Origin of the sequence: Vibrio chagasii, assembly GCF_024347355.1 — a bacterium.
In the GTDB taxonomy this organism is placed as follows: domain Bacteria; phylum Pseudomonadota; class Gammaproteobacteria; order Enterobacterales; family Vibrionaceae; genus Vibrio; species Vibrio chagasii.
In genome coordinates, this window is record NZ_AP025466.1 from 100,466 (window position 1) to 125,769 (window position 25,304).

25 protein-coding genes and 4 tRNA genes are annotated in these 25,304 nt (G+C 44.1%); 26 read left to right on the plus strand and 3 right to left on the minus strand.

Annotated elements, in window-relative coordinates; all coding sequences use genetic code 11:
• Positions 1-35 precede the first annotated feature (35 nt).
• From OCV52_RS16335 to cobA, 8 genes are all read left to right on the plus strand, one after another.
• A tRNA-Cys gene (locus tag OCV52_RS16335) sits at positions 36-109 on the plus strand.
• A 37-nt stretch (positions 110-146) separates the two neighbouring features.
• A tRNA-Gly gene (locus OCV52_RS16340) sits at positions 147-222 on the plus strand.
• 80 nt (positions 223-302) lie between these two features.
• Positions 303-389: transfer RNA gene (locus OCV52_RS16345), tRNA-Leu, on the plus strand.
• Positions 390-454: 65 nt separating this feature from the next.
• Positions 455-528: transfer RNA gene (locus OCV52_RS16350), tRNA-Cys, on the plus strand.
• A gap of 681 nt (positions 529-1,209) precedes the next feature.
• Positions 1,210-3,768 (plus strand): nitrite reductase large subunit NirB, encoded by a 2,559-nt coding sequence (gene nirB / locus OCV52_RS16355; RefSeq protein WP_137407438.1) that lies wholly within the window; start codon positions 1,210-1,212, stop codon positions 3,766-3,768.
• Positions 3,769-3,783: 15 nt separating this feature from the next.
• Positions 3,784-4,107 carry a nitrite reductase small subunit NirD gene (nirD, locus tag OCV52_RS16360; RefSeq protein WP_048608192.1) on the plus strand — a complete coding sequence of 108 codons (324 nt, stop codon included), beginning with the start codon at positions 3,784-3,786 and terminating at the stop codon, positions 4,105-4,107.
• A 123-nt stretch (positions 4,108-4,230) separates the two neighbouring features.
• The gene (locus tag OCV52_RS16365; RefSeq protein ID WP_137407437.1) at positions 4,231-5,046 is read left to right on the plus strand and encodes a formate/nitrite transporter family protein; all 816 of its coding nucleotides are present in this window, start codon (positions 4,231-4,233) and stop codon (positions 5,044-5,046) included.
• 293 nt (positions 5,047-5,339) lie between these two features.
• Positions 5,340-6,110, plus strand: a complete 771-nt coding sequence (cobA, locus tag OCV52_RS16370; protein WP_137407436.1) for a uroporphyrinogen-III C-methyltransferase — start codon at positions 5,340-5,342, stop codon at positions 6,108-6,110.
• 30 nt (positions 6,111-6,140) lie between these two features.
• Here cobA and OCV52_RS16375 read toward each other — a convergent pair whose 3' ends face one another.
• Positions 6,141-6,629: a DUF4174 domain-containing protein gene (locus OCV52_RS16375; protein ID WP_390903409.1), complete on the minus strand. Its 489-nt coding sequence runs from the start codon at positions 6,627-6,629 to the stop codon at positions 6,141-6,143.
• 300 nt (positions 6,630-6,929) lie between these two features.
• Here OCV52_RS16375 and OCV52_RS16380 point away from each other — a divergent pair, with 300 nt between their 5' ends.
• The 3 genes from OCV52_RS16380 to OCV52_RS16390 all read left to right on the plus strand — a co-directional run bounded on the left by OCV52_RS16380 (position 6,930) and on the right by OCV52_RS16390 (position 9,540).
• Positions 6,930-7,403 carry a LabA-like NYN domain-containing protein gene (locus OCV52_RS16380; RefSeq protein WP_061030885.1) on the plus strand — a complete coding sequence of 158 codons (474 nt, stop codon included), beginning with the start codon at positions 6,930-6,932 and terminating at the stop codon, positions 7,401-7,403.
• An 80-nt stretch (positions 7,404-7,483) separates the two neighbouring features.
• Positions 7,484-8,149 carry a response regulator transcription factor gene (locus tag OCV52_RS16385; RefSeq protein ID WP_032498470.1) on the plus strand — a complete coding sequence of 222 codons (666 nt, stop codon included), beginning with the start codon at positions 7,484-7,486 and terminating at the stop codon, positions 8,147-8,149.
• A complete protein-coding gene (locus OCV52_RS16390; protein WP_137407434.1) occupies positions 8,146-9,540 on the plus strand; it encodes a sensor histidine kinase in 1,395 nt (464 codons plus the stop codon). Before OCV52_RS16385 ends, OCV52_RS16390 begins: the two co-directional genes overlap by 4 nt.
• Positions 9,541-9,681: 141 nt before the next feature.
• Here the strand turns inward: OCV52_RS16390 and OCV52_RS16395 are convergent, their stop codons facing one another.
• A complete protein-coding gene (locus OCV52_RS16395; protein WP_137407433.1) occupies positions 9,682-10,986 on the minus strand; it encodes a dicarboxylate/amino acid:cation symporter in 1,305 nt (434 codons plus the stop codon).
• Between the two features lie 560 nt (positions 10,987-11,546).
• Here OCV52_RS16395 and OCV52_RS16400 point away from each other — a divergent pair.
• The 7 genes from OCV52_RS16400 to OCV52_RS16430 all read left to right on the plus strand — a co-directional run bounded on the left by OCV52_RS16400 (position 11,547) and on the right by OCV52_RS16430 (position 18,741).
• A complete protein-coding gene (locus tag OCV52_RS16400; protein ID WP_137407432.1) occupies positions 11,547-13,643 on the plus strand; it encodes a TonB-dependent siderophore receptor in 2,097 nt (698 codons plus the stop codon).
• 178 nt (positions 13,644-13,821) lie between these two features.
• A complete protein-coding gene (locus tag OCV52_RS16405; RefSeq protein ID WP_137407431.1) occupies positions 13,822-14,589 on the plus strand; it encodes a DUF3450 domain-containing protein in 768 nt (255 codons plus the stop codon).
• A complete protein-coding gene (locus OCV52_RS16410) occupies positions 14,589-15,965 on the plus strand; it encodes a MotA/TolQ/ExbB proton channel family protein (RefSeq protein ID WP_137407430.1) in 1,377 nt (458 codons plus the stop codon). Before OCV52_RS16405 ends, OCV52_RS16410 begins: the two co-directional genes overlap by 1 nt.
• A complete protein-coding gene (locus OCV52_RS16415) occupies positions 15,965-16,525 on the plus strand; it encodes a MotA/TolQ/ExbB proton channel family protein (protein WP_019822786.1) in 561 nt (186 codons plus the stop codon). Before OCV52_RS16410 ends, OCV52_RS16415 begins: the two co-directional genes overlap by 1 nt.
• Complete coding sequence (locus OCV52_RS16420; RefSeq protein ID WP_004731145.1) at positions 16,522-16,926, plus strand: ExbD/TolR family protein; 405 nt, start codon at positions 16,522-16,524, stop codon at positions 16,924-16,926. Before OCV52_RS16415 ends, OCV52_RS16420 begins: the two co-directional genes overlap by 4 nt.
• A 19-nt stretch (positions 16,927-16,945) precedes the next feature.
• Positions 16,946-17,566 carry an energy transducer TonB gene (locus OCV52_RS16425; RefSeq protein ID WP_137407429.1) on the plus strand — a complete coding sequence of 207 codons (621 nt, stop codon included), beginning with the start codon at positions 16,946-16,948 and terminating at the stop codon, positions 17,564-17,566.
• Positions 17,563-18,741 carry a tetratricopeptide repeat protein gene (locus OCV52_RS16430; protein WP_137407428.1) on the plus strand — a complete coding sequence of 393 codons (1,179 nt, stop codon included), beginning with the start codon at positions 17,563-17,565 and terminating at the stop codon, positions 18,739-18,741. The genes OCV52_RS16425 and OCV52_RS16430 overlap by 4 nt, the downstream gene beginning before the upstream one ends.
• Positions 18,742-18,895: 154 nt before the next feature.
• On the opposite strand, the gene OCV52_RS16435 is transcribed toward OCV52_RS16430, so the two are convergent.
• Positions 18,896-19,216, minus strand: coding sequence for a hypothetical protein (locus tag OCV52_RS16435; RefSeq protein WP_137407427.1), 321 nt, complete (start codon positions 19,214-19,216; stop codon positions 18,896-18,898).
• Between the two features lie 342 nt (positions 19,217-19,558).
• Here OCV52_RS16435 and OCV52_RS16440 point away from each other — a divergent pair, with 342 nt between their 5' ends.
• The 8 genes from OCV52_RS16440 (at position 19,559) to OCV52_RS16475 (ending at position 25,302) form a co-directional block, all read left to right on the plus strand.
• Positions 19,559-20,188: a PepSY-associated TM helix domain-containing protein gene (locus OCV52_RS16440; protein ID WP_137407426.1), complete on the plus strand. Its 630-nt coding sequence runs from the start codon at positions 19,559-19,561 to the stop codon at positions 20,186-20,188.
• A gap of 71 nt (positions 20,189-20,259) precedes the next feature.
• Positions 20,260-20,778, plus strand: coding sequence for a DUF2271 domain-containing protein (locus OCV52_RS16445; RefSeq protein WP_102425150.1), 519 nt, complete (start codon positions 20,260-20,262; stop codon positions 20,776-20,778).
• A gap of 118 nt (positions 20,779-20,896) precedes the next feature.
• Positions 20,897-21,733, plus strand: coding sequence for a DUF4198 domain-containing protein (locus OCV52_RS16450; protein WP_137407425.1), 837 nt, complete (start codon positions 20,897-20,899; stop codon positions 21,731-21,733).
• A 115-nt stretch (positions 21,734-21,848) separates the two neighbouring features.
• Positions 21,849-22,184, plus strand: a complete 336-nt coding sequence (locus tag OCV52_RS16455) for a hypothetical protein (protein WP_137407424.1) — start codon at positions 21,849-21,851, stop codon at positions 22,182-22,184.
• Positions 22,181-22,741 (plus strand): DUF6162 family protein, encoded by a 561-nt coding sequence (locus OCV52_RS16460; RefSeq protein WP_137407423.1) that lies wholly within the window; start codon positions 22,181-22,183, stop codon positions 22,739-22,741. The genes OCV52_RS16455 and OCV52_RS16460 overlap by 4 nt, the downstream gene beginning before the upstream one ends.
• Positions 22,742-22,757: 16 nt before the next feature.
• On the plus strand, positions 22,758-23,693 hold the full coding sequence (locus OCV52_RS16465; protein WP_137407422.1) for a metal ABC transporter solute-binding protein, Zn/Mn family: 936 nt from the start codon (positions 22,758-22,760) through the stop codon (positions 23,691-23,693).
• Positions 23,693-24,427 carry a metal ABC transporter ATP-binding protein gene (locus tag OCV52_RS16470; RefSeq protein ID WP_137407421.1) on the plus strand — a complete coding sequence of 245 codons (735 nt, stop codon included), beginning with the start codon at positions 23,693-23,695 and terminating at the stop codon, positions 24,425-24,427. Before OCV52_RS16465 ends, OCV52_RS16470 begins: the two co-directional genes overlap by 1 nt.
• Positions 24,427-25,302 carry a metal ABC transporter permease gene (locus OCV52_RS16475; RefSeq protein ID WP_004739197.1) on the plus strand — a complete coding sequence of 292 codons (876 nt, stop codon included), beginning with the start codon at positions 24,427-24,429 and terminating at the stop codon, positions 25,300-25,302. Before OCV52_RS16470 ends, OCV52_RS16475 begins: the two co-directional genes overlap by 1 nt.
• Positions 25,303-25,304 lie beyond the last annotated feature (2 nt).

The following is a 25,304-nucleotide window of genomic DNA, read 5'->3' on the forward strand; positions in this document are numbered from 1 at the left end:
ATGAACAAAGAGTTGTTCTCTTAAATCACTATAAAGGCGCCTTGGCAGAGTGGCTATGCAGCGGATTGCAAATCCGTGGACCTCGGTTCGACTCCGGGAGGCGCCTCCATTCTCTCTTTCATTTTAGAAAGCTGATGAATGAAAATGCGATACTAGCTCAGTTGGTAGAGCGCAACCTTGCCAAGGTTGAGGTCATCGGTTCGAACCCGATGTATCGCTCCAAATTTTGTAATGTTGATTCATTTCGACATTAAGATGGTGTTTTACTTTTCAGTAATCGGCATCGCAATAAAGAATTGCGTGCCCTGGTGGTGGAATTGGTAGACACAAGGGATTTAAAATCCCTCGGCGTTCGCGCTGTGCCGGTTCAAGTCCGGCCCGGGGCACCATCTATCTTGCTTCTACTTTTGAGTAGAGTGATGAACAAAGAGTTGTTCTCTTAAATCACTATAAAGGCGCCTTGGCAGAGTGGCTATGCAGCGGATTGCAAATCCGTGGACCTCGGTTCGACTCCGGGAGGCGCCTCCACTATTCAAAGTAAAAAGGCCAGCAGATATGCTGGCCTTTTTACTATCTGAAATTCCATTTCTTCCCGATTTACTAATTTCTAACGCCGTCCATTTATTGAACTTCACTTCTGGGTAGATGACTCTATGCTGTTCGCTCTGTTTTACGGATTTCTACGTTATCAAGGCACTTTGTTATACAGGTTGAATAAGTTGAACTAAACGTATTTCTGAGAAAGTTGTTTGAAGAAAACTGCTAGTAGCTCTGCAAGACAACCCAAATTAATCGAGTGTGCGATTTGTAAATGGAATTGATGGGTAGGGGAGTGGGACGACTGTGTTTGTGGTTATCCAGTTCTTCACATTTATACACAGTTGCTCATGAACCTGTAACGCTTTCATGAGTTATTACACTTCTCATGACTGCAAATGAAAATGATTGTCATTTACTTGCGTTGTTGCTAGTCTATTGTGAAATATTACAACAAGCATGCTTGTGTGTGAAATTGCCTATAAAACGCCTCTAAATTTTATCAAACCTATGGTTATTCGTTTGCTATGGCTTAAAGTTAGCCACTTCTACCTCTTTTGTTCTACCCCTTTTGGGTAGTTCGATTTCGTAATTGATTTACATCATATTTTCATTTTCTTTCATAATTCATTATTCGCTTAGTTAAGAAATATACAACCTTCAGGAATTCTTATGAGCAAGATGAAGCTAGTCGTAATCGGTAACGGGATGGTAGGCCATCGCTATATCGAAGATTTAGTCGAGAAGACAGACGTTGCTAACATGGACATCACAGTCTTCTCTGAAGAGCCTCGCGTAGCCTATGATCGTGTACACCTTTCTTCTTATTTTTCACACCATACTGCGGACGAACTTTCTTTAGTTAAAGAAGGTTTCTACGAGAAACACGGCATCAACATGCTGATCGGTGAGCGTGCTATTAACGTTAACCGTGAAAAGAAAACAGTTTACTCAAGCACTGGTCGTGAAATTCAATACGACAAGCTAATCCTTGCTACAGGTTCATACCCATTCGTTCCGCCAATCAAAGGTAACGAAGGTAAAGACTGTTTCGTTTACCGCACAATCGAAGATTTGAAAGCTATCGAAGCAACCGCTAAGAATTCTAAATCTGGTGTGGTTGTTGGTGGTGGTTTGCTTGGTCTTGAAGCAGCAGGCGCACTAAAAGCTCTTGGCGTAACTACGCACGTTGTTGAGTTTGCTCCAAAGCTAATGGCTGAGCAGCTTGACCAAGCGGGTGGTAACCAACTTCGTCAAAAAATCGAACGTATGGGCGTAAACGTACATACAAGCAAGAACACGCTTGAGATTGCTCCTGAAGGCACTGAAGCTCGTAACGTGATGCGCTTTGCAGACGGTACTGAGTTAGAAACAGATTTCATCGTATTCTCTGCAGGTATCCGCCCTCAAGACAAACTTGCTCGTCAAATGGGGCTGGGTATTGCGCCTCGTGGCGGTATCGAGATTAACGATCACTGTCAAACAACAGATAAAGACATCTACGCGATCGGTGAGTGTGCGTCATGGAACCAAACGTTCTACGGCCTAGTTGCTCCTGGTTACAAGATGGCGACAGTTGCAGTTGACCACATTGTTGGTAACGAAAGCACGTTCGAAGGTGCTGACATGTCTGCGAAGCTTAAGCTTCTAGGTGTGAAAGTAGGTTCTATCGGTGATGCAAACGGTCGTACTCCTGGTTGTAAGAGCTACGTTTACCAAAACGAAGAGCAAGAAGTTTACAAGCGTCTAATCGTTTCTGAAGATAACAAGAAGCTGCTTGGTGCAGTAATGGTTGGTGACACGTCTGATTACGGCGATCTTCTACAGCTTATGCTTAACGAAATCGATCTGCCAGAACACCCAGATGCGTTGATTCTTCCTGCACACGCTGGGGCTGAAAAGCCAACACTTGGCGCAGACTCTCTTCCTGAATCTGCAGTTATCTGTTCTTGTTTCGATGTAACGAAAGGCAAGATCGCTCAAGCGGTTGCTGAAGGTCATCACACCATCGGTGATATCAAAGCAGTAACGGGGGCTGGCACTGGTTGTGGTGGTTGTATTCCACTAGTGACTTCAGTACTTAATGCTGAACTTGCTAAAGCAGGGGTAGAAGTTAAGAACGATGTGTGTGAGCACTTTGCTTACTCTCGCCAAGAGCTTTTCCACCTAATTCGCATCGAAGAAATCAAAACGTTCGATGAGCTACTAGAGAAATACGGTAAAGGCTACGGCTGTGAAGTATGTAAGCCTCTAGCGGGTTCTATCCTTGCTTCATGCTGGGGTGAACACATCCTTAAGCCTGAGCTAGTGAAACTGCACGATACCAACGATAACTTCCTAGGTAACATGCAAAAAGACGGTACTTACTCTGTTATCCCTCGTATGGCGGGTGGTGAAGTAACGCCTCAAGCGCTAAGCGTTCTGGCTGATGTTGCCGCTGAATATAACCTTTACACTAAGATCACTGGTGCACAACGTATCGGCCTGTTCGGTGCTCAAAAAGATGACTTACCAGCAATCTGGAAAAAGTTAATCGCTGCAGGTTACGAAACGGGTCAAGCTTACGCAAAAGCACTTCGTATGGCTAAGACATGTGTTGGTTCTACTTGGTGTCGTTACGGCGTTCAAGATTCAGTTGGCTTAGGCGTGATGATCGAGAACCGCTACAAAGGCATCCGTACTCCTCATAAGATGAAGTTTGGTGTGTCTGGCTGTACTCGTGAGTGTGCTGAAGCTCAAGGTAAAGATTTAGGTATCATCGCAACTGATGCAGGTTGGAATATGTACGTGTGTGGTAACGGTGGTATGAAGCCTCGTCACGCAGACCTACTAGCAAGCGACCTAGATCAAGAAACGCTGATCAAGTACATCGACCGCTTCATGATGTTCTACATCCGTACGGCTGCTCCGCTACAACGTACTTCGGTATGGATGGATAACCTAGAAGGTGGTGTGGATTACCTACGTGAAGTCATCATCGACAATAAGCTTGGTATTAACGACCAACTTGAAGCTGACATCGCTGGCCTTGTTGACAACTTTGCTTGTGAGTGGACAGACACTATCAACGATGAAGCTCAACTTAAGCGCTTCGCTCACTTCATCAACGCTGATGACCGTGATGAAAACGTTGTGTTTGTTGATGACGGTCGTGAACAACACCGTCCAGCGACATTCACAGAGAAACACCCTGAAGCGAAGGGCGATATCCTTCATGTTGAACTGGTTTAATTGGGAGACGACATCATGGCATTTACCAAAGTTTGTAAGATCGAAGACATTATCCCAGGTACAGGTGTTTGTGCATTGGTTGCTGGTGAGCAAGTGGCTGTCTTCCGCCCAACTAAGGCTGAAGAAGTATTCGCGATTAGTAATACAGACCCTTACTTTCAATCCAACGTGTTATCACGTGGCTTGATTGTTGAGCACAAAGAAGAGCTTTGGGTGGCAAGCCCACTTAAAAAGCAACGCTTTAACCTAGCAACAGGTGTGTGCATGGAAGACGAGAACTTCAACGTGAAAGCGTACAAAGCTCGTGTTACCAAAGGTGCTGTAGAAATCTCTGCTTAATATTTGGATAAGTAAGATTTGATAGTTCAAGGGTTCTAGTTCTCGATATTGCCTTAACTCGGCAACTAGAGCCTTTTCCTATCCAATTTTAACTTTTAATTTTACTTTTTTAAGGACAACATTATGTCTCCTGATTACAAACCAGCTGAATTCGTTCAAACGATGATCGATGTGGGTGAAGCGAAAACTAAAACAAGTACTCGCGATCTTCTGATTCGAAGCACAATGGCTGGTATCATCCTTTCTCTAGCGGTTGTTGTTGCTATTACAGCAATGGTACAAACAGGCATTGGCCTTGTTGGCGCACTCGTGTTCCCAGTTGGTTTCGTTATTCTAAGTGTTATGGGTTACGACCTAGTAACTGGCGTTTTCGGCCTTGCTCCTTTAGCTAAATTCGACAACCGCCCAGGCATTACTTGGGGCCGTATCCTACGTTGTTGGGGTATTGTTGGTCTTGGTAACCTTATCGGTTCTCTGATTGTAGCTTTCCTAGTTGCCGTGTCATTAACAGGTAATTTCTCTCTAGAGCCAAACGCTGTTGCTCAAAAATTCATTGCTGTTTCTACAGGCCGTAGCTTAGGTTTTGAAAACATGGGCATGGACGGATGGATCACGTGTTTCGTACGCGGTATCTTCTGTAACCTAATGGTATGTCTAGGTGTGATTGGTAACATGACAGCGCGTACTGTGTCTGGCCGTGTAGCAATGATGTGGTTCCCAATCTTCATCTTCTTCGCACTAGTATTTGAGCACACAGTAGTCAACATGTTCCTATTCCCACTGGGTATGATTCTTGGCGCTGACTTCGGTATTGCGACATGGTTGAACTTCAACCTTATCCCAACAATCCTAGGTAACATCGTTGGTGGTCTACTACTGACGTGTGTTCCTCTATATCTAACTCACGCTAAAACAGCTCCTTCTCTAGGCGCTAAGTAATTCTGAATACGGTGAAACGTAATTTAGTATGAGATTGAAAGCCCCAACGAAATGTTTGGGGCTTTTTTAGTTCGAATGCCTTAAGCATCATCAGTTGATTATTATTGGTATCAAATACCTGCAATAGATCGTTTTGTTATAATTACTTCTATCTTCGTTAGTATTTAAACTGAATATTTATATCAACACCTGATAGTCTAAGGGTTAAGGATTTGGATAAGTCATCATGAATACAGTGACTTATCACATAGATTGAAGCTTGAGATAAAACAAGCAAACCTTCGGAGCACAGCATGTCAGAAGTATCGTCATCGAATGTTAAAGAAGTAAACAAAGGATTTGTTTCATTGGTAGGTGCAGGTCCAGGCGACCCAGGCTTACTTACACTAAAAGCAGCACGAGTGATTCAACAAGCAGACGTGTTGGTATATGACCGCTTGGTATCAAAAGATATCTTAGCGATGGCTAACCCAGAAGCAGAAATGCTGTATGTGGGTAAAAAGCTTGATCATCACTGCGTACCGCAAGATCAGATCAACCAATTATTGGTCACCAAAGCGCAGGAGAATAAGCATGTAGTACGCCTAAAAGGTGGTGACTCGTTTATCTTTGGTCGCGGTGGTGAAGAGTGTGAAACTCTGGCTGAGAATGCTGTGAGATTTGAAGTCATTCCTGGTATTACATCAGCCGCTGGTGCTACGGCTTATGCGGGGATACCACTGACTCACCGTGACCACGCGCAAAGCGTCCAGTTTATTACCGGTCACTTAAAGAAAGATGGCGAAGATATCGATTGGCAATCTCTTGCTCAACATAATCACACGATCGTGTTTTACATGGGCTTAAAAGAGAGCCCAAATATTCAGAAAAACTTGCTTGATAATGGTATGCGAGCAGACATGCCTGTAGCGATTATCGAAAACGGTACGCGCCAAGAACAGAAGGTGTATCGTGGTGGATTGAGTGACTTAGCGAGCCTTGCAAGCGTTGCGAAAAGCCCAGCTTTGATTGTTGTCGGTAGTGTGGCTCAACTGCATGAGAAACTTGATTGGTTTAACAAGTAATCAAGTCACGTTTTATCGATTTGTATAGAGTTAAATACTGCAGCGGCTACTTTGTCGCTGCATTTCTTGTTGGCGCATTGGCATTTCATCGATGATGTTGGTGATTTTCTGCCAGTCCGTCTTACCATTCCATCTGTGCTTCTCTTTTCCGTCTTTACCAATTAATACTGCAGTGTGAGAGCCTTTGGGAATCTCATAAATGCTAGTTACTGCTTCTAAGTTAAACTCTTCCTCAAGCCAAGTAGGGACGGTGTATCCGCTTTCTGCTATCACCATGATGACAACATCTCTTTCGTCTAGCTGGCAGTTATTGATCAACACTTCATTAAGAAACTCTTTTACCACCGAGTCTTCCTCTGGTGCGAAGTAAATGACGCTGCGATGAGGCAGTGGTTGAGAATGGGAGTAAGCTGGATAAGCAAACACCGAATGAGTGGAGAGGCTAAAAATCAACACGATGCTAACAGTTATTAGCTTGAGCAAAGTTAACCAACAACTGGAAGAAGCTAAAGCGACCATTGCGGTGTTGTCGAAGCTTACGTGCGATTTGTGTTTTTGTCGGTGTAGCATAGCCAACCTCCCTTAAGTAGCCTGTTAGCTTTACTTGTATCTCTAATCGATAGCCCTTGTGTGGTGGTCACCAACGTCAAAGACGATCGTCCAGTTTGATAGACACCTATTAAGCATAGTTAGGATTACGTTAAACATGCTTAGATTTACGTTAACCATAACCAACAGGTTCATTTTTATTGGATAAAGCGACTCGCATTTTAGGGTTGAATAGAATAGGGTATACCGAAAATCTAAAGGTATGAATTTATGGAAAACATAGCTATTTTGGTCGATGTCCAAAACGTTTACTACACAACACGAGACAAATATCGTTCTAACTTTGATTACAACCAATTTTGGTATGTTGCTACGGAAGGTCGTCATGTTGTCGCAGCTCATGCGTACGCCATTTCTAGTCAAGATCCCAAGCAGCGTCAGTTCCACCATATTCTTCGCGGTGTGGGCTTTGATGTGAAATTGAAGCCATTTATTCAGCGTCGTGATGGCAGTGCAAAAGGAGACTGGGATGTGGGTATTGCCCTAGATGCCATTGAACTAGCAGAGAACGTTGATACGATCGTTCTAGTCTCTGGAGACGGGGACTTTGAGATTCTTGTGGAAAGAATAAAACAGCGCTTTGGCAAAAAAGTGGAAGTGTATGGTGTACCTGGGCTTACTGCTCAAAACCTTATCGATTCTGCCTCAAAATTTGTACCGATTGAAAAAGATTTCCTTCTATAACGGGAAACGCGCACTTTATAATTGAAAACAATAATAACGATAATTAGAATGAAAACTATTATTATTTATTGGTTTGTATGATGTCGCGCGTTTTAGTTGTTGATGATGATATTCAGTTGTGTGAATTATTGGGTGAAGTTTTAGAAAATGAGGGGTATCACGTTGATACCGTTCATTGTGGCGAGGCTGCACTAGAGTTTATCCAATCCAATCCTGTTGATTTAGTGTTGCTTGATGTGATGCTGCCTAACCTCAGCGGCATCCAAGTCGCAAGGCGCATCTGTCAGCGCTTCGCTACGCCTATCTTGATGTTAACGGCACTCAATGATGATGCATCGATGCTCGATGGTTATCAAGCAGGGGCCGATCAATACATCGCTAAACCTTTCAATGTTCCTGAGCTACTGACTCGTATCAAGGTTATCTTACGTCGAGTTGGATTTGAGCGTCAGAGGCAGTCTCTAGCTTCATCTAACCACGGTTTGTGTGAACAGATTTCCCGTTTACCCCTCACGGGCACAGAAAAAGATCTGCTTGATTATCTGATCAAGAACGACGGCATTGTTGTTTCCAAGTCAGATCTGCAAATACATGTGTTAAAGAAAGAGTTGTGTCCCTTTGATCGCAATCTAGACATGCACATCAGCAATATCCGCCGAAAATTGGTGCAGGCGGGTCTGTCGAAACAGCACATTAAAACCGTTCGTGGTAAAGGCTATAGTTACCTAGAGTCGGTTGGAGCATGAGTTCCACACTAATACGTTGCCCGGATTTCATCGCTAAGCGTAAAGACGGGTTAACCTTTCAGCTGTTCAGCTATCTGACAGTGATTCTTGTGAGTATTTTGATCTTACAAGGTGTGGCGGAAAGAGCGTTGATGAAGGCGCTCCTTAAGGTGCCAGAATCCGTCAAAGAAGAGATGCTCGACCTCGCTTATCAAGCCAATGTGTTGATCGAGGAAGGTGACATGGATGAACTCGCTGATTGGGGTAACGCCCAACGGTATTATTTGTTCGTTATTGACGAGAATAACCGCCCAATTACACACCGACACATGCATCCACACTTCGAATTTAAATTGAAGTTTCTGCGTACCTTAGATCACCAACTGAGTGACCGTGTGAGTAAGCCTATTTTTGGTTTGCCATTGGATAACGGCAGTACGTTGGTTATTCAACTTCCTCATCAGTTTCACCCTGCAAAATCCTTTGCGCCGTATTCCTACATGTTGAAAGCCGTGATCGCTTTAGTCGTATTGTCGCTGTTCTCAATCATTATGGCTAAAAGTCTGCAACAACCCCTCGACCGTTTAAGAGAGGCCAGCAGAAGATTAGCAGAAGGCGACTTCACGGTGAGTGTTGTCTCTGAATTAGATTCAACGACACGTGAATTTAACGAGCTTGCTCATGATTTTGATCACATGACATTTGAGATTAAATCTTTAGCCGAAAAGCAGCGCCGCTTGATACGAGATGTCTCTCACGAGCTCAGAACACCTTTAGCAAGGCAAAACCTCGCTCTGCATTTATTGCGTAGCAAGGTAGATGATAAGGGCGCTGGGCTGCTCGATCGTATGGAAAGTGAAACCGAAGAGATGAATAAGCTAGTGGGCGAGATCCTCGAGTTTAGCCGCTTAGAAACCTCTCGTTACGATTCCAAGCTTAGCTTGATGCAGTTAGAACAATATTGCTCAATGCTTATTGCGCAAATGCAAAACGATTTGAAACCTAATCAAACCTTAGTTGGAGATTTAGAAACACCAACGTCTATGGTCAATATAGATGAGCGGTTGCTTTTGAGAGTGATAGGGAATTTGGTTGGCAATGCAATTAAGTATGCAGGTGAGCATGCTCATATTTCGGTAACGACGTATGAAATGACTATTGACCAACGTTACAGTGTCATTTCTGTAGAAGATGATGGAGAAGGCATCCCTGATAACAAAATTGCAGGTATCTTTGACCCGTTTACTCGTATTGAATCAGCAAGAGACAAGCAGTCTGGTGGCTACGGTCTGGGCCTTGCCATCGTGAAAGAGGCAATGGTTGTGATGAATGGTCATGTCACGGCGGAGAATAGAGAAAGTGGGGGACTCAGAGTGAATCTTATGTTCCCAATTAGTGAGTCAGTTAATTAATTTTACCGCTCTGGTTATATTCCGCGGATGGTACTTCTTTAAATCCATAAAAAACGCCACAGCAAATGCTGTGGCGTTTTTTGTGTTTATAGCTAAAGCGTAGCCATTAATTACGCTTTAGCTTGAAGCAAGGCTGTTAGGTTACGCTTCTTGGCGTGATAGCTTAACTTCTTCTTCTTTCTCACCTGCTGCAGGGTCGTTGAAGCGAGACTCATCAAGAGCGCCTTCAGACTTAGCAACGATGATAGATACGGCACTATCACCTGTGATGTTTACAGCGGTACGGATCATGTCTAGAAGACGGTCAACACCCATGATTAGAGCGATACCTTCAAGCGGTAGACCGACTTGGTTCAATACCATCGCTAGCATAACCAGACCAACACCAGGAACACCTGCAGTACCTACAGACGCCAATGTCGCTGTTAGGATAACCATTAGGTAATCGCCCATAGTAAGGTCGATGTTGTATGCTTGTGCGATAAACGCAGTCGCAACACCTTGCATGATTGCAGTACCGTCCATGTTCACTGTTGCACCTAGTGGTACAGTGAATGAAGCAACTTTGTTGTCTACACCCATACGGTTCTTAGCTGTTTCCATTGTTACAGGAATCGTTGCGTTCGAAGATGCTGTTGAGAATGCAAACATGATTGCATCTTCCATTTTGCGTAGGAACGTAATAGGGCTAAGGCCAGTGAATCCTTTAAGCATCGCGCTGTAAGTCACCAAACCGTGTAGTAGTAGAGTTCCTGCAAGCACTAAGAAGTATTCTGCTAGGTTCCAAATTGCCCCCAAGCCTAAACCAGAGAACAGTTTCGCCATCAAGAAGAACACGCCGTAAGGAGCAAGGTTCATCAGTAGAGCAACAAGCTTCATGATAACTTCGTTTAGGTCTGCAAATACAGTAGCAATGCGCTCACCCGGTTTACCAGCAGCACTAATTGCGATACCAAATAACACAGCAAACACGATTACTTGTAGTGTCTTGCCCTCAGCCATCGCCTGAATAGGGTTGGTTGGGAACATATCGATGATTACTTGACCAAGAGAAGGGGCATCCGCTGATTTAAAAGAGCTCGCAGCAGTCAGATCCGCACCAGCACCAGGTTGGAACAGGTTACCGATCGTCAATGCTAGAGTGATAGCAACGGCTGTAGTACCGATATAAAGTGCAAGCGTTTTTCCACCCATACGGCCAAGAGTTGATAAGTCTTTCAGGGAACTTGTACCGCACACTAGTGAAACGAAGACTAGAGGGACAACAAGCATTTTTAAACTGGCGACAAAAATTTGTCCACCTACTTCAAAGAGTCCGTTAACGATGTAGTTGTTAACAAATCCACTTTCTGCAAAAAGGGATTGAATGGCAAATCCCGTTAATATACCTACGACCATACCAAGAATTACACGGCCAGTCAGAGACATAGGTTTTTTGGTATTCATTTAGAACACTCCTTATTATTTATAACTTTGATACCTTTTCAAAGTGAGCAGGAGATTAGCAGTCGGTTGATCAAATCGAAAAACAAAAAATGAGTTTGGAATTATAGATGTGATCAAAATCACTGATAATTGTGTAAATTAAACAAATTCAAATAAAATAATTCACCGTTGTTTAACATTTATCGAGGCTTTTATACATAAAAATGCGGAATCAAAGCTAATAAATAAGAGAAGATAAATTTTTTATCGTTTTTGGATTGTTAGATTGAGTGAGTAAATAACGCTGTTTCAAAATTTTTGATTGTCGAGATAAGGACAAGACAAGAATCACTTCTAAGTATCTGTATTAAAGCAGGTTCTGTTACATCTAATGAATAACGCTTACCAAGGCCTTTACAAAACTTTACGAATGCAAAGAATGTAAATTTAATGCAAATGGTAATAGTTATCACTTATATTCTCTCGCGAAAAGATTCAATGGTACCGGCAACGGTTCAGCGAGCACATCAAATAATTAACCATAGTGCTCGTACAAAAAGAATAAAAGCGGAGTAAAGGACATGTTTTCAAAGAGCCCATTGGCTTTAGTGATCGGCGCAGTATTAGCTTCACCAGCAGTATTGGCAGAAACAGCAAAAACAGACGAGCACATGGTTGTTGAAGGTCGTGACAAAGGTTACAAAGCCGATACGAACACAACAGCAATGCGTATGGAGGCGACTCAATTAGAGACTCCGGGACAAGTTTCAGTCATCGATGAGCAAATCATCGATGAACAACGTGCAACAACCCTAGGTGACGTTCTTAAGAATGACGCGAGTGTAAGTGCAGGTGGTACAAGCCGTAACCGTGAGCGTTTCTCATTACGTGGTTTCTCGGTAGAAAGCTCTTCGGGCTTCCTTAAAAATGGCCAGCAACATTGGTCTCACTACCGCCAACCAATCGAACTGCTAGAGCGAGTTGAAGTACTAAAGGGACCTTCTGGTCTTCTTTACGGTATTTCTGCACCAGGTGGCTTGATTAACATGGTAAGCAAGAAGCCTACTTATGATACACAAGTAAGCTTAAGCCAAGACATCGGCTCGAATGATCACTCTCGTACGACTGTTGACGTACGTGGCGCATTGAACGATGCGGAAACGCTACGTGGTCGCGCGATTCTATCCAAAGAAAGCTACGGCTCTTGGAGAACTTACGGTGACGGTACTGAACCACAGACTGAGCGTTTTGTTGGTGGTGTATTCGTTGATTACGATGTCACTGAAGACGTTACGGTTTCTGTTCATTACGACAAAACTAACGACGAAGGTAGCGTAGATTCTGGCGCTTTATACACACTAGACGGCAACCGAGTGGGTAGCGACAAGCACATCTGGGATGCACAGTGGTCACAGATCGAGAATGATGTTGAGAACGTTGGTTTTGATATTGCTGCTAACCTGACTGAAACATGGTCTTTAAAAACAGGTTTCAACTACCAAGATTTCGAACGTATCGATATGGAAAGCTACCCAAGCTTTTCAAACATGAACCCCGACGGTACGGGTACCGTGACTCAAGGTGGCAACTACCGTCATGACAAATGGCGTTTCAGAACAGCTTACGTCGATCTAACAACAACCGCTGATCTTGCTGGCACAGAGCACCAACTATTGTTTGGCGCTAACTGGCTAGGCTACAGCTATTACCGTGGTATGGATCGCTTCAGCAGCGGTGAGTACGCACCAGATGCAACAGTACCAGCACCGTCAGTGGGTCCTACATCGCTAGGTAAGATGAGTACTTACGATACTTGGGGTTTCTACATTCAAGATCTGATTACTATTAATGACGAATGGCAAGTTCTTGCGGGTGCTCGTTTCGACCGTAAAGTAAGTGATGGCGTTGCAGAAGAAAACGTTGCACCTAAGCTTGGCGTGATTTATCACCCAGCATCAAACGGTAGTATCTACGCTTCTTACTCAGAAAGTTTCGAACCACAAGGTGTTGTTTCTAGCGGAAGCCGTAACTACACCAACGATGGCGAACTTCTTGACGCAGCAACGGGTGTTTCTTATGAAGTCGGTACTAAGTGGGAACTGATGGACGAACGTCTATTCGTTTCTGGTGCGGTATTCGATATCACCCAAGAAAACATCTCAATGGATGTAGAAGACACTTCATCAGGCGATTGGACGAAGACACAAGGTGGCGAACAAGTTCACCGTGGTGCTGAGCTAGCCGCACAAGGCTTTATTTCAGAGCGCTTCTCAATGTCTGGTTCTGCGATGTACCTAGATGCGGAAATCACTAACCATGAAACATACGCAGGTAACCGCCCAGTAGACGTTCCTGAGTTCGCAGCAAGCGTTTGGTCTACTTACGCAGCAACAAATGAAGTTGATGTGAATCTAGGTCTTATCTATGAAGGTTCTCGTTACGGCGACAGTGCTAACACATTCAAAAAAGACGGCTACGCTCGTGTCGATATGGGCGCAGCATACACCCTTAAGTATGATGACTCACTCGACTTTGTTGCTCGTCTAACAGTAGAAAACGTATTTGATAAAGAATACCTAGCGGGTGGCGGTTCAACTTCTTCAAAACATCAATTTGCAGAAGATGTAGTAATCGGCGAAGGCCGCAACTACATGGCGACTTTACAGGTAAAATACTAATTTGTTAGTAGGGTACTATTGGTAGCTTAAATGCTAAGGGGGAAGTTTCGGCTTTCCCCTTTCGTGATTCTACTATTTAGTAAAAATATCCCTAGTAATGCGAGTGACTTTTAATGATAATGAGACTGCTTATCAATAAAATTCATTTAAACTTCTTCTATAGTAAATGACTACAATTATGAATCTTTTAAAATCTAGCCTAGCGCTTGCCATCAGTTTGGTTGCAACGTCTTCTATGGCCAATAGCTTGGATCAAGCTCAATCAATTCAAAACAAGACCAATAACGCATCGGCTTCAAGCCAAAAAGTTATTGATAAAAGCTCCCAAGCAACTCTAATGCTGCAAGCTGAAATTGAGCGTCTTCAAGAAGAAGTTAAAAACCTAGAAATCTATCATGATCACCTAGCTGCTCTGGTTGAAAGCCAAAATCAAGAAGCTGATAGTATTGAAGGGCAGATCGAAGAAATTAAATACACGCGCCAAGGTGTGGTGCCTTTGATGTATCAAATGATCGATGGCCTGCAACAGCTGGTAGAAAAAGACGTACCGATTAAGAAAGAGCAGCGTCTAGAGAGAGTTGAAAAGCTTCAAGCAATGATGACTCGTGCAGACGTAAGTGATGCTGAGAAATATCGTCGTATTCTAGAGGCGTACCAAATTGAGATGGACTACGGCATTAAGCTTGGTTCATACCAAGGTCGCGTAGAACTGGCGAGCGATAAAACGATTGAAGCAGATGTACTTCACTTAGGACGTATCTCTTTAGTTGCTCGTAACTTAAATGGCAGCCAGTACTGGGCTTGGAATCAAACAGCTGCTCAATGGCAAGAAGTTGATTCTTCGTTGAAGTCTGAGCTCGATAAAGCGTACGATATTGCTAGCCAACAAGCGGCTCCAAGCTTGATTACTTTACCTGTTTCTTTAACTGTTGCGGAGGTTAAGTAATGAACTTAAAGCCATTAGCAGCATTGCTTTGCATCACGTCTATTTCCTTTTCTGCTTTCTCTGCTTCTGATTCAACGGCTCAGTTAGTGAACAAAGCGAAGTCAGAAAATCGCACTCAAGCTTCTCACAATGTAGTTCGTGAAGCTGGCTTTAAAAAGACTGAACAAGAACTGAAAGCAATCAAAGCACAACTTGAAGCGAAACGTACATCGGTTCAAAACGCAACAGACGTTCTTACTAAAACGTTTAGCGATAACGAAAATAAGCTGGCTCGTTTAGAAGAGAAGCTGCGCTTAGAAACAGGTAGCCTTGGTGAGCTGTTTGGTGTGGTTCGTCAAAACGCGAAAGAACTGGGCGCAGAGCTTAGCTCAACAGTAAACAGCGTTGATCGCGCTGAGCACACAGCGACCGTTGAACAAATTATCGATGCGAAATCATTACCATCAATGCCTCAGCTTTCTGGCTTGTGGATGAGTATGGTAGAGCAGATTCAAGCGAGCTCTGAGCTTAGCAAATCTCAAATTGCTTTCATTAATGGTGAAGGTAATACACAAAATGTTGATGCTTATCGCTTAGGCTCGATTGGCCTAGTGACAGATCAAGGTTACGTTAGCTGGAACACTCAGCGTGAAGACGCAATCGCATACCGTAAACAGCCAGATAATGGTCCAACGCTAACATCACTTTCTTCACTGGCAAATGGTGAAGTAGCAAATGTTGTTGTCGATCCTTCACGTGGATTCATGTTGGAGCAGTTGGCGCTAACACCTAACCTATCTGATCGCCTTCAAGCGGGTGGTGTAGTTGGTAAAGTGATTCTTGGCCTACTGGCTATTGGTTTAATTATCGCCTTAGTGCGTGGCGTGTCTCTATCGATTGCTCGTCAGAAAATTCGTGCGCAGCTTAAGAACCCTGAGCAAGCGGGTGACAACCCATTAGGTCGCGTTCTTGTCGTGTACAACAAAGAGCAAAACCAAACGGTTGAAGCGTTAGAGTTACGTCTTTTAGAAGCGGTTGTTGATGAGCAGACTCACCTAGAGAAAGGTCTATCAATGCTTAAGCTATTGGCAGCGCTAGCACCAATGTTAGGTCTTCTAGGTACAGTAACGGGTATGATCGAAACGTTCCAAGTGATCACACAGTTTGGCAATGGCGATCCGAAAGTGATGGCGGGCGGTATTTCGATGGCGCTTGTAACAACCGTACTTGGTCTTGTTGCTGCAATGCCTCTTCTATTGGCACACAACATTCTTAGCACTCAAGCAGAAAACATTCGTAATATTCTTGAGAAGCAAGGTATTGGTCTTGTTGCGGAGCAGGCGGAAAAAACGGTTGAATCAAAAGCTGTGGTTTCACCAGTTGGGACTGCTGCGTAATGGATATTTTGTCGGGTTCTCTATTACCAGCGAGTTGGTTAACGAGTGACTGGCTGCTGTCTTTATCAAGCTTTATGGAGCAGGGCGGTTTCGTCTTGTGGTGGCTAGCGGCTGTTGTCCTAGTGTATTGGGTGCTTGTGGTAGAGCGCGTGTTATATCTCGCGTTCTACTTTCCAAAGCAGCGCCAAGCTTGGATTACTAAGTGGCATGAAAGAGAAGAGCACTCTTCTTGGCATGCCAAAGCCATTCGTGAAGGTTGGTTAGGGCAAGCTAGTATTTTACTTAACCAGAACTTGAATTTTATTAAGCTGTTAGTCGCTATTTGTCCGATGTTGGGTTTGTTAGGTACTGTCACCGGTATGATCTCTGTTTTTGATGTGATGGCGACTCAAGGTAGCAGTGACCCTAAATTGATGGCTTCAGGTATATCGTTGGCAACACTGCCAACCATGGCGGGTATGGTTGCTGCATTAGCGGGCATGTTTGTTCATGCTCGTTTAGCGAAAGTGTGTAACCGCTTAGAATTGAAATTAGAAAAATCTTTAAGGAGTCAACGATGAGACTCGGTCGACGTCATTCTAAAAACGAAGAGGCTCAAATAGACCTTACTTCGATGCTTGATATTGTATTTATCATGCTTATTTTCTTTATTGTGACCAGTTCATTTGTTCGTGAATCAGGGGTGGAAGTTAATCGCCCACAAGCGTCTAACGTAGTCAGCCAAAAGGATGCGGGCATCTTTGTTGCGATTACTTCTGCGAATGACATCTTCATCGATAAACGCGTTGTTGATGTTGAACGTGTCCAAGCGACGTTAGAGCACTTGTTGCTAGAACAACCTGATGCTTCTTTGGTTATTCAAGCGGATGAACACGCTTACAACGGTACGGTTGTTAAAGTGATGGACGCTGCGAAAGGTGCGGGTGTTAAAAACATTGCGCTTGCTGCTGAAAAGCGATGATCTTGGAGGATCTTCATAAATGATTCGCCTATTTCTTGCTTTACCGCTAGCGGGCGCATTGGGCTTAGCTCTGTTTTCTTTTATGGCTTGGATGGTCGATAATGGTCACCAACGTTCACCTGATGATAGCGAGACGTTGAGTTTCAACATGGTAATGGTGGAACAAGAACAAGAAGTCCAAAGAAGACAACGTGCAGTCCCTGAAAAACCAGAAATGCCAGAGCCGCCACCGGAAGCGCAAACGTCTCAGTCACAAGCTGAAGTTACGCCTCTGAACTCGATGTCTTCACTGCCGTCGTTAGATTTGAATACATCGATTGATGGCCTAGCGATTAACGCTCCGACATTTTCTGATTTTGGGTCAAACCAACAGGCAATGCCTCTGTATCGAGTTGAACCTCGTTACCCAGCGAAAGCGCTTAAGCGCGGGGCTGAAGGCTTTGTTACATTGAGTTTTACTATCGATGAAACAGGCCGACCGATGGATATTCAAGTCACGGATGCAAACCCGCGTCGTATGTTCGAGCGTGAAGCGATACGTGCTATGAAAAAATACAAGTATCAGCCTAAGGTTGTTGATGGTAAAGCGACCCCTCAATTTGGACAAACATTTACCTTTGAATTCAAGTTGGCAAAATGATGAAACAGATATGGATATTAGTGGGCTTGTTGTTAATGCCCCTTACAACACAGGCACAAGAGCTAACCCAATATACTGCTATTCGTGTTCAAAAGGCTCATAAGCTTGCTCAAGATGAACAGGTTAAACAGGCCATTGACCTACTTGCAGGCTTGGAGCTATCTAAAGGCTATGACAAAGCGTACGTAGCTCGTATGCTGGGTGTGTTTTACTGGCAAGATGGCAAAACCGATAAGGCAATTAAGCAGCTTACTTACGCCGTAGACACTAATTTGCTGGTCGATGAACAAGCTTGGGTTACGAAGCGTATGCTTGCTGATCTCTTATTAAACGATCAGCAGTTCAAAAACGCGCTTCCACATTACTATGAGTTAGTTAAAACAGCGCCAGAGGCAGAAAAGAAAGACGTGCTTTGGATGCGAATTGCACAAGCGGAATACCAAATCGAAAACTGGTCAAAAGTACTGGTTGCTATTGGTAATCGTAACAAGTTCAATGCAAAACCAGAACTGTCGCCTCTATCGCTAAAACTGGGTGCGCAACTACAGTTAAAGCAGTGGAAGCAATCTATTCCAACACTGGAAAGCCTAATTGAACTTCAACCAGAAAAAGACAACTGGTGGCGTCAGCTTGTGGGCATTCAGTTAAGACTAGAGCGCAACCGTGATGCATTGAACACGTTAGCGTTGGCAGATCTTCAAGGTGTGGAGCTGAAAAACTCAGACCGCAGACTATTGGCTCAGCTTTATGCTAAACGAGGCATTCCAGAGCGCGCTGCTCAAGAGATCGCAAAGCTAGATGATGCGAACAGCGATGTTCAACTTCTGGCTGAGCAAGCAACTTACTGGCAGTTGGCGAAAGAGTGGGACAGTGCTATTGAAGTGTGGACGTTAGCGTCTAAAAAAGACACGCAATATCATTGGAACGTGGCTCAGTTACTGGTGCAGCAAGGTTACTACGATCGTGCTCTGGTTGTTTTGGATAAAGTGAAAGACAAGAACAAGCAAGCTGATGTTGCTTTAGCGAAAGTACGTTCATGGTACAAGCTAAAGAATCTTGATAATGCTCTTGCTCAAGCGAAACGCGCGAACAACATTGAGCCTTCTTCTGAAGCAAAAGGTTGGATTAAATATCTGACTCAGCTAAGAACAGTGAGTGATAACGGCAACGTTTAACTGCTAATAGCACAACAGAAGACAAGAGAAAGTTATATTGAGAAAAGGGTGTCATTTGATGGGTCAAATGACACCCTTTTTAATTTTTGGCGGCTATAGTTCTTTAATCTTTGGCGGCTATAGTTCTTTAATCTTTGTCTTTCCAGTGTGTCGATTAAGGCTCGCACATCGTGCCGCTGGACGTAGCACTTTGAATTACGCCACTGGTATCAGCGACCCAATTAATGGTGCAGTCACGATAAGGGTTTTTGAAGGCGTGTACTGTATAACCATTATCTAACGGCTTCTTGGTTTCAATCCAAGCATAGTTTCGAGACGCCCAAAAACTGATAGGGCGTGACCGTTCGGTGAGATAACGTTCTTGTACATCGGTTATGTCTGAACCGATGTATTGTTGAATATGTTCTTCCGTGCTGGTTATTTGGCTGGTACACGCCGTTGCTAGCACAGCTAAAGCCAAAACAATAATACGCATTTCAAATCCTTTTAAGCTTCATTAGCTATCATCAAACCAGTGATCAAATAGTCCCAACTTTCAATCCTTAAAGCCACAACTGTTACCTTAAATCCATCTCAATCAAGCATGTTGAGATTGAGGTTTTTTGAGCTTTGACCTGTTATCGATAAGCTCTGATAGAACGAATCAAATCTCTTAAGTACACGTTAGTAAGAATATGCATATAGTTCGATGACTTCCCATGTAATGTTATGTAAATTTCCTTACGCCGCTCAGCAAACGTAAACAATGTAAATTGAATGCCAATACGAATGATTATCAACTAAATTGTCGCCATAAAATTTATAGGTATTGGTTTGTATGTCGTTAAAAAGTAGGGCGGTTCAGTCATGGGCTCGTCGACTGCATGTTTATATTTCTATGGCGCTTCTGTTCGTGGTTCTTTTTTTCTCAGTGACAGGTATAACCCTGAACCGACCTGAGTTATTTGAATCAAGCCAACCCAATATCCAACGCTCTACGCTAACGCTTCCTACAAGTTTATTTACGGTCCAAGACGGACGTTTAAAAGCTGACGAGACAGCCTTTGAAACGTTTCTGTTTGAAGAAGCCAATCTGTCTGGTGTTCCTTCAGGCTTGGACATCTACGCAGAGATTGAAGACGGTGAGTTGCTCATCGGTGAAGTGTCTATGGACTTCAAAGGACCAGGCTACAACGCTTCCGTGTTTGTTGACGTCACGTCTGAATTTGTAGAAGTCGAAACTACGAATTACGGCGTTATCGCATTGTTGAACGATCTACATAAAGGTCGTAACAGCGGTGAAGTATGGAAATGGTTTATCGATATCACTGCGCTACTGATGATCTTCTTTGTGCTTACCGGCGTGTGCTTACTGTTACCTAAGAAAAAGACGCTTAATACCTCCATCAAATGGACGATGTTTGGGTCTGCAATCTCACTTGTTATCTATTTTGTCGCCGTGCCTTAACGCTTGATTCGATTGATGAATCGGATTGAAGAACGAACTTAAGGTTAAACGGATTTAAAAGGTTGTTAAACATGAAAAAAATGAACTGGAGCAAGGCGCTTCTTGCTTTATCTCTTTTGCCAAGCCTAGGTATGGCACAAGCGATTCCTGATACGGCAAAACTTGATGTCAGCTTTGAGCTTCCAAAGATTGATACGTCTATGTATGCACGTCCTTATGTGGCGGTGTGGGTAGAGAACAGCGAACGAAAGTCAGTGAAAACCATCGAGCTTTGGGTCGGTAAAGATGAATGGCTTAAAGATCTGCGTAGCTGGTGGAGAAAGGTTGGCCGTTACGATCGTGAACTGGTTGATGCTGTAACGTCTGCAACGCGTCCTGCTGGTCAGTACCGTTTCGTTTGGGATGGCAAGAGCGACAGCGGTGAAACGTTAGAACAAGGTGAGTACACGGTTCATATCGAAGTGGTTCGCGAACACGGTGGCCGTAACTACCTTCGTCAAAAAGTATCACTCACAGATTCAAACGCATCTTACGAATTAAAAGCAACGGAAGAGACGGGTGAAATCACCCTGAACTACATCGCTAAATAGTAACTGCGAACAGCAACTAGTAAGTACGAACTAAAACCAAGCTGAACAGAATAGACAGTGGTCATCGTAGGCTCAGATAGAGCGACACGGCTAACAATTATAAATAATGGAATTGAACATGATGAAACAAACAAAAATTAAAGCACTTGCTCTAGCAGGTGTGATGGCATTTGGCTTAGCAGCAACGACAACAGCACAAGCTCACCCACGTTGGATTCTGCCATCTCACTTCACTGTATCTAAAGAAGGTGGTGATTGGCTAACGTTCGACGTTACTGCGTCTCACGGTACGTTTGTTTTTGATAAGCCTGCAGGCAGCGAAAATGCTCATGTCATCATGCCTGATGGCCGCAGCGAGCGTCCTAACTTTGTGATTCGTGGCAAGCGTCGTTCAATCTTCGACTTCTATTTTGAAGAAGAAGGTACACACAAAGTGGCAATCAACAACTATCCGTCTTACTACACACAGTACAAAGCGGGCCGTCGCGACACCATGAAGTGGATTAAAGCAAACAAAGCAGAGCGTGATTCAGTACTACCAGAAAAAGCACGTGACGTGGTAACACAAATCAGCTTCACTCGTGCAGAAAGCTACATCACGGTAGGTAAGCCAACGGATTCAGTGTTCAAAATTGAAGGCAAGCTACTTGAGATGAAGCCAGTGACTCACCCTTCAGACATCGTTGAAGGAGAACCAGTAACATTCCAATTCTTCTACAACGGTGAGATCCAGAAAGACGTGAAAGCGGAGATTACTCGTGAAGGTACGCTTTACCGCAACCACCAAGAGCAGATTGATGTGGTGAGTGATGAGAACGGTGAAATCACGTTTACTCCAGACGTAGCGGGTCGTTACGTAATGAAAGCGAACTACAAAGGTGAGTTGATTGACAACCCACTGGCAGACAAAGCAAGCGCGAACGTTCACCTAACGTTCGAAGCACTGCTTCAATAGTCTGTGATATCGGGCCTTAATCCCTGATTAAGAACCAAAAAACTTAAGGGCTCATTTGAGCCCTTTATCGCTCAGTTTACTTCTGAGTATTTGCACTGTGGCTAGGGTACGAACCATGACAATAAAAACAAAACTTAACGCTTTAATGACTCCTTGCTTAGCACTGGGACTTGGTTTCGCTGCATTACCTGCGCAAGCACACTTTCCACTGATGAGCTGCTGGCTTGAAGGCAAAACCGTTGCTTGTGAAGCGGGTTATTCGGATGGCAGCAAAGCGATTGATTACGCGGTTGAGATGTACGATTACGAAGACAACTTGATCGCAAAAGAGATGACAGATAAGCGCTCTATTGTTGAGTTTTCACACCCAGACACCGAGTTCTACCTTGTGTTTGATTCGGGCCACGAGTTTCCTGTCGAAGTTGATGTTGTAGAGATCAGCGAAAAATGATGATTCAAAGCGTACGTGCTGACACGGGCGGCAGAGAGGGCAAATGGGTAGGGCTGATCATTGTGTTCATCCTTTGCTTTGCAACCGTCGCGATCCCATTTCATCAGGCAGAATCCCACGTTAAAGCAGTGCTTGATCATCAAATTCTTGTGACTGATGTTGAACAAGAAAACTTGGCGATGCTATCAGAGTTGCGTTTGGCTCACGAAGAAATTCGTGATCTGCGCATGGACTCAGACGGTGAATGGCCGAGTGTTGCATCACTTAAAGATGAATGGGTTGCCCCGTTTGTAGAAGATCAGAGTTGGAAGCGCAAAGGCTCTCATGCTTGGGTGCTGGACGAGCGTGGTTATTATTTTTCCACACCAAATGAACTTGGCTTTGCGGATTCTTTTATTCTGAACGCGAACAGCGTTTCTCCTGAAATCTGGATTTTCTTTGGTGGTATAGCAAAACAGCCTAGTGCTTTTGACGAGCACACACTTGAATCTGAAGGCTGGAAAATGGTTGTGAATGAATCAGAAGTTGAACAGCATCATGCAAGCGATGCTCACTAATAATAAGAGATTTACTATGCGAATTATGACCCTGTTCATGTCGTTATTATCGGTGTTCATGGCACCTCATGCATTAGCAAAAGAATACACGCTCGACAGTAACAAACTGACGATTGGTATCACGCTTCAACCTTACTACAGCTATGTGAAAGCCGTAGTCGGCGACAAAGTGAACATTCTTCCTTTGGTTGATGCTGGTTTTAACCCCCATAACTACTTACCACAACCGAACGACCTGAAGCGATTGAGTCAGATGGATGCAATCGTTGTAAACGGAATTGGACATGACGACTTCGCGCTTAAAGTCATTGCAGCAGCGCAACGTGATGATTTGGTTGTGATCGAGGCAAATAAAGAAGTGCCTTTACTTCCGGCTCTTGGTCAATCTGTTGGTCAAGGTGCTGTTAACCCGCACACCTTTGTTGGGCTTTCGACAACAATTCAAAAGGTTTACACCATTGCCAGTGAAGTTTCTAAACTCGACCGAGACAACGCTGCGTTTTATCGCAAGAATGCGCGTAAGTACGCAAAGCAATTTCGTTTCATGAAGCGTGATGCGATGTTGTCATTAGGTGAGTTAGATACATCAGGCATGAAAGTGGCGACGACACACAATGCTTACGGTTACATTCTTCAAGAGTTTGGTGTTGATGTTGCGGCGGTAATCGAGCCAGCACACGGTGTTGAGCCAAGTGCTAGCCAGCTGCAAGAGACGATCGAGAAGATCCGCGCGTCGGGTATTGATGTTCTGTTCTACGAATTAAACATGCCAAACCGTTTTGTTGACACGATTGAAGCGGAAACAGGCGTTCAGCTTTACCGTTTTTCTCACATGACGCATGGTGAATATGAGGACGATAAAGTAGAAGTTGAGATGAAGAAGAACCTAGAAACGTTAATCGAAGCAATGAAATTTGCAGCGGCGAACCAAGCTAAAAGCGGGAACGCATAATGCTAGGTCCATCAATCTCAATCAATAAACTGGGTCTACAGTACGATAATAATGTGATTCTTGATGATATCTCGCTAGAACTTAAAGCGGGCGAGTGTCATGTAATCATGGGACCAAACGGTGGCGGCAAGACTTCTTTACTGCGATCTGTACTTAGACTGACGCCTTTCTCTGGAGCGATCAACATTCATTGGCCAGAAAAGCCAAGTATTGGTTACGTGCCTCAAAAAGCGACCTTCGAGTCGAGCTTACCTTTGACGGTCATGGACTTTGTTCTGCTAAATAAGACGCGAATCCCTCTGTTTTGGCGTCGTAAATCAAAGCAGTTAGATCTTGCTCTCGCGCAGTTAGATCGCGTAGGTATGGCGACTCGTAGCGACCGCCGTATGGGACAGTTGTCTGGTGGTGAGCAGCAACGTGTTTTGTTTGCTCAAGCGTTATTGGATAACCCGAGCTTACTGGTATTAGATGAACCTACGACGGGTATGGACGAGCAGGGCGTTCGCTATTTGGAATCGCTGATTCGTGAATGTGTTGATGAAGGCCGAACGATTCTAGCGGTTCACCACGATGTTACTGCGGTACGTCGACTTGAAGCGAACGTGCATGTCGTTAACCGATTCTTAGTAGATAGTGGCCCACATGAGCAAGTACTCCATCCAACGAAGATCGAAAGCCTATTCCAACACTACAGTAGTGGCTCAGTAGTGACTGAATCGAAGGAGGTTGCGTAATGGATTGGTTACGACAACTTGCCATTAGTGGGGTGGAAGCGGGCTTGTTATCTGAAAGCTTCATGTATGCCTTCATGGTCAACGCTTTGGTGGCAGCCTTATTGCTTGGCCCTCTGCTAGGTGGTCTTGGTACTTTGGTGATTGCAAAGCGTCTAGCTTTCTTTTCTGAAGCTGTCGGACACGCCGCGTTAACCGGTATCGCAATCGGTGTTCTACTTGGTGAACCACCAGAAAACCCAATTATTGGACTGTTTAGCTTTTGTATGATCTTCGCGTTGCTTCTGCACTTTGTAAGAAACAGAACCAACGTTCCATACGATACCTTGGTTGGTGTGTTCCTTGCGCTGGCGTTGGCAGTGGGTGCAGCGTTACTGATGTACGTAGCTCGTAAGATCAATATTCACATGCTTGAGAACGTATTATTTGGTTCGATTCTTACGGTAACGGATCAGGACTTAGCGATTCTCGCAGGCAGTTGCGCGATCATCATTTTGCTTTTGATACCGACATTCAACCGTATCCTGCTTACCTGTATCAGCCCTGATATTGCGAAGGTTCGCGGTTACAACACTAGTTTCTACGACTACCTGTTTGTCATGATGATCACCTTAGTCACGATTGCTGCCGTGAAGATCGTAGGTGCAGTTCTAGTGGGTGCGTTATTGCTGATTCCAGGTGCGACAGCTCGACTACTAACTAAACGCATGGGTAGCTTTGTGTTGTTATCAGCTCTGCTCGCGACCATTGCTTGTCTGGTTGGTACGGTGTTACCAATGGAACTTAAGTTGCCAGTTCCGTCAGGTGCTTCAATCATCATTGTTTCTGCAACGTTTTTCCTTGCAGCAACGCTATACCGAATTGTAAGAAAGGCGTAATC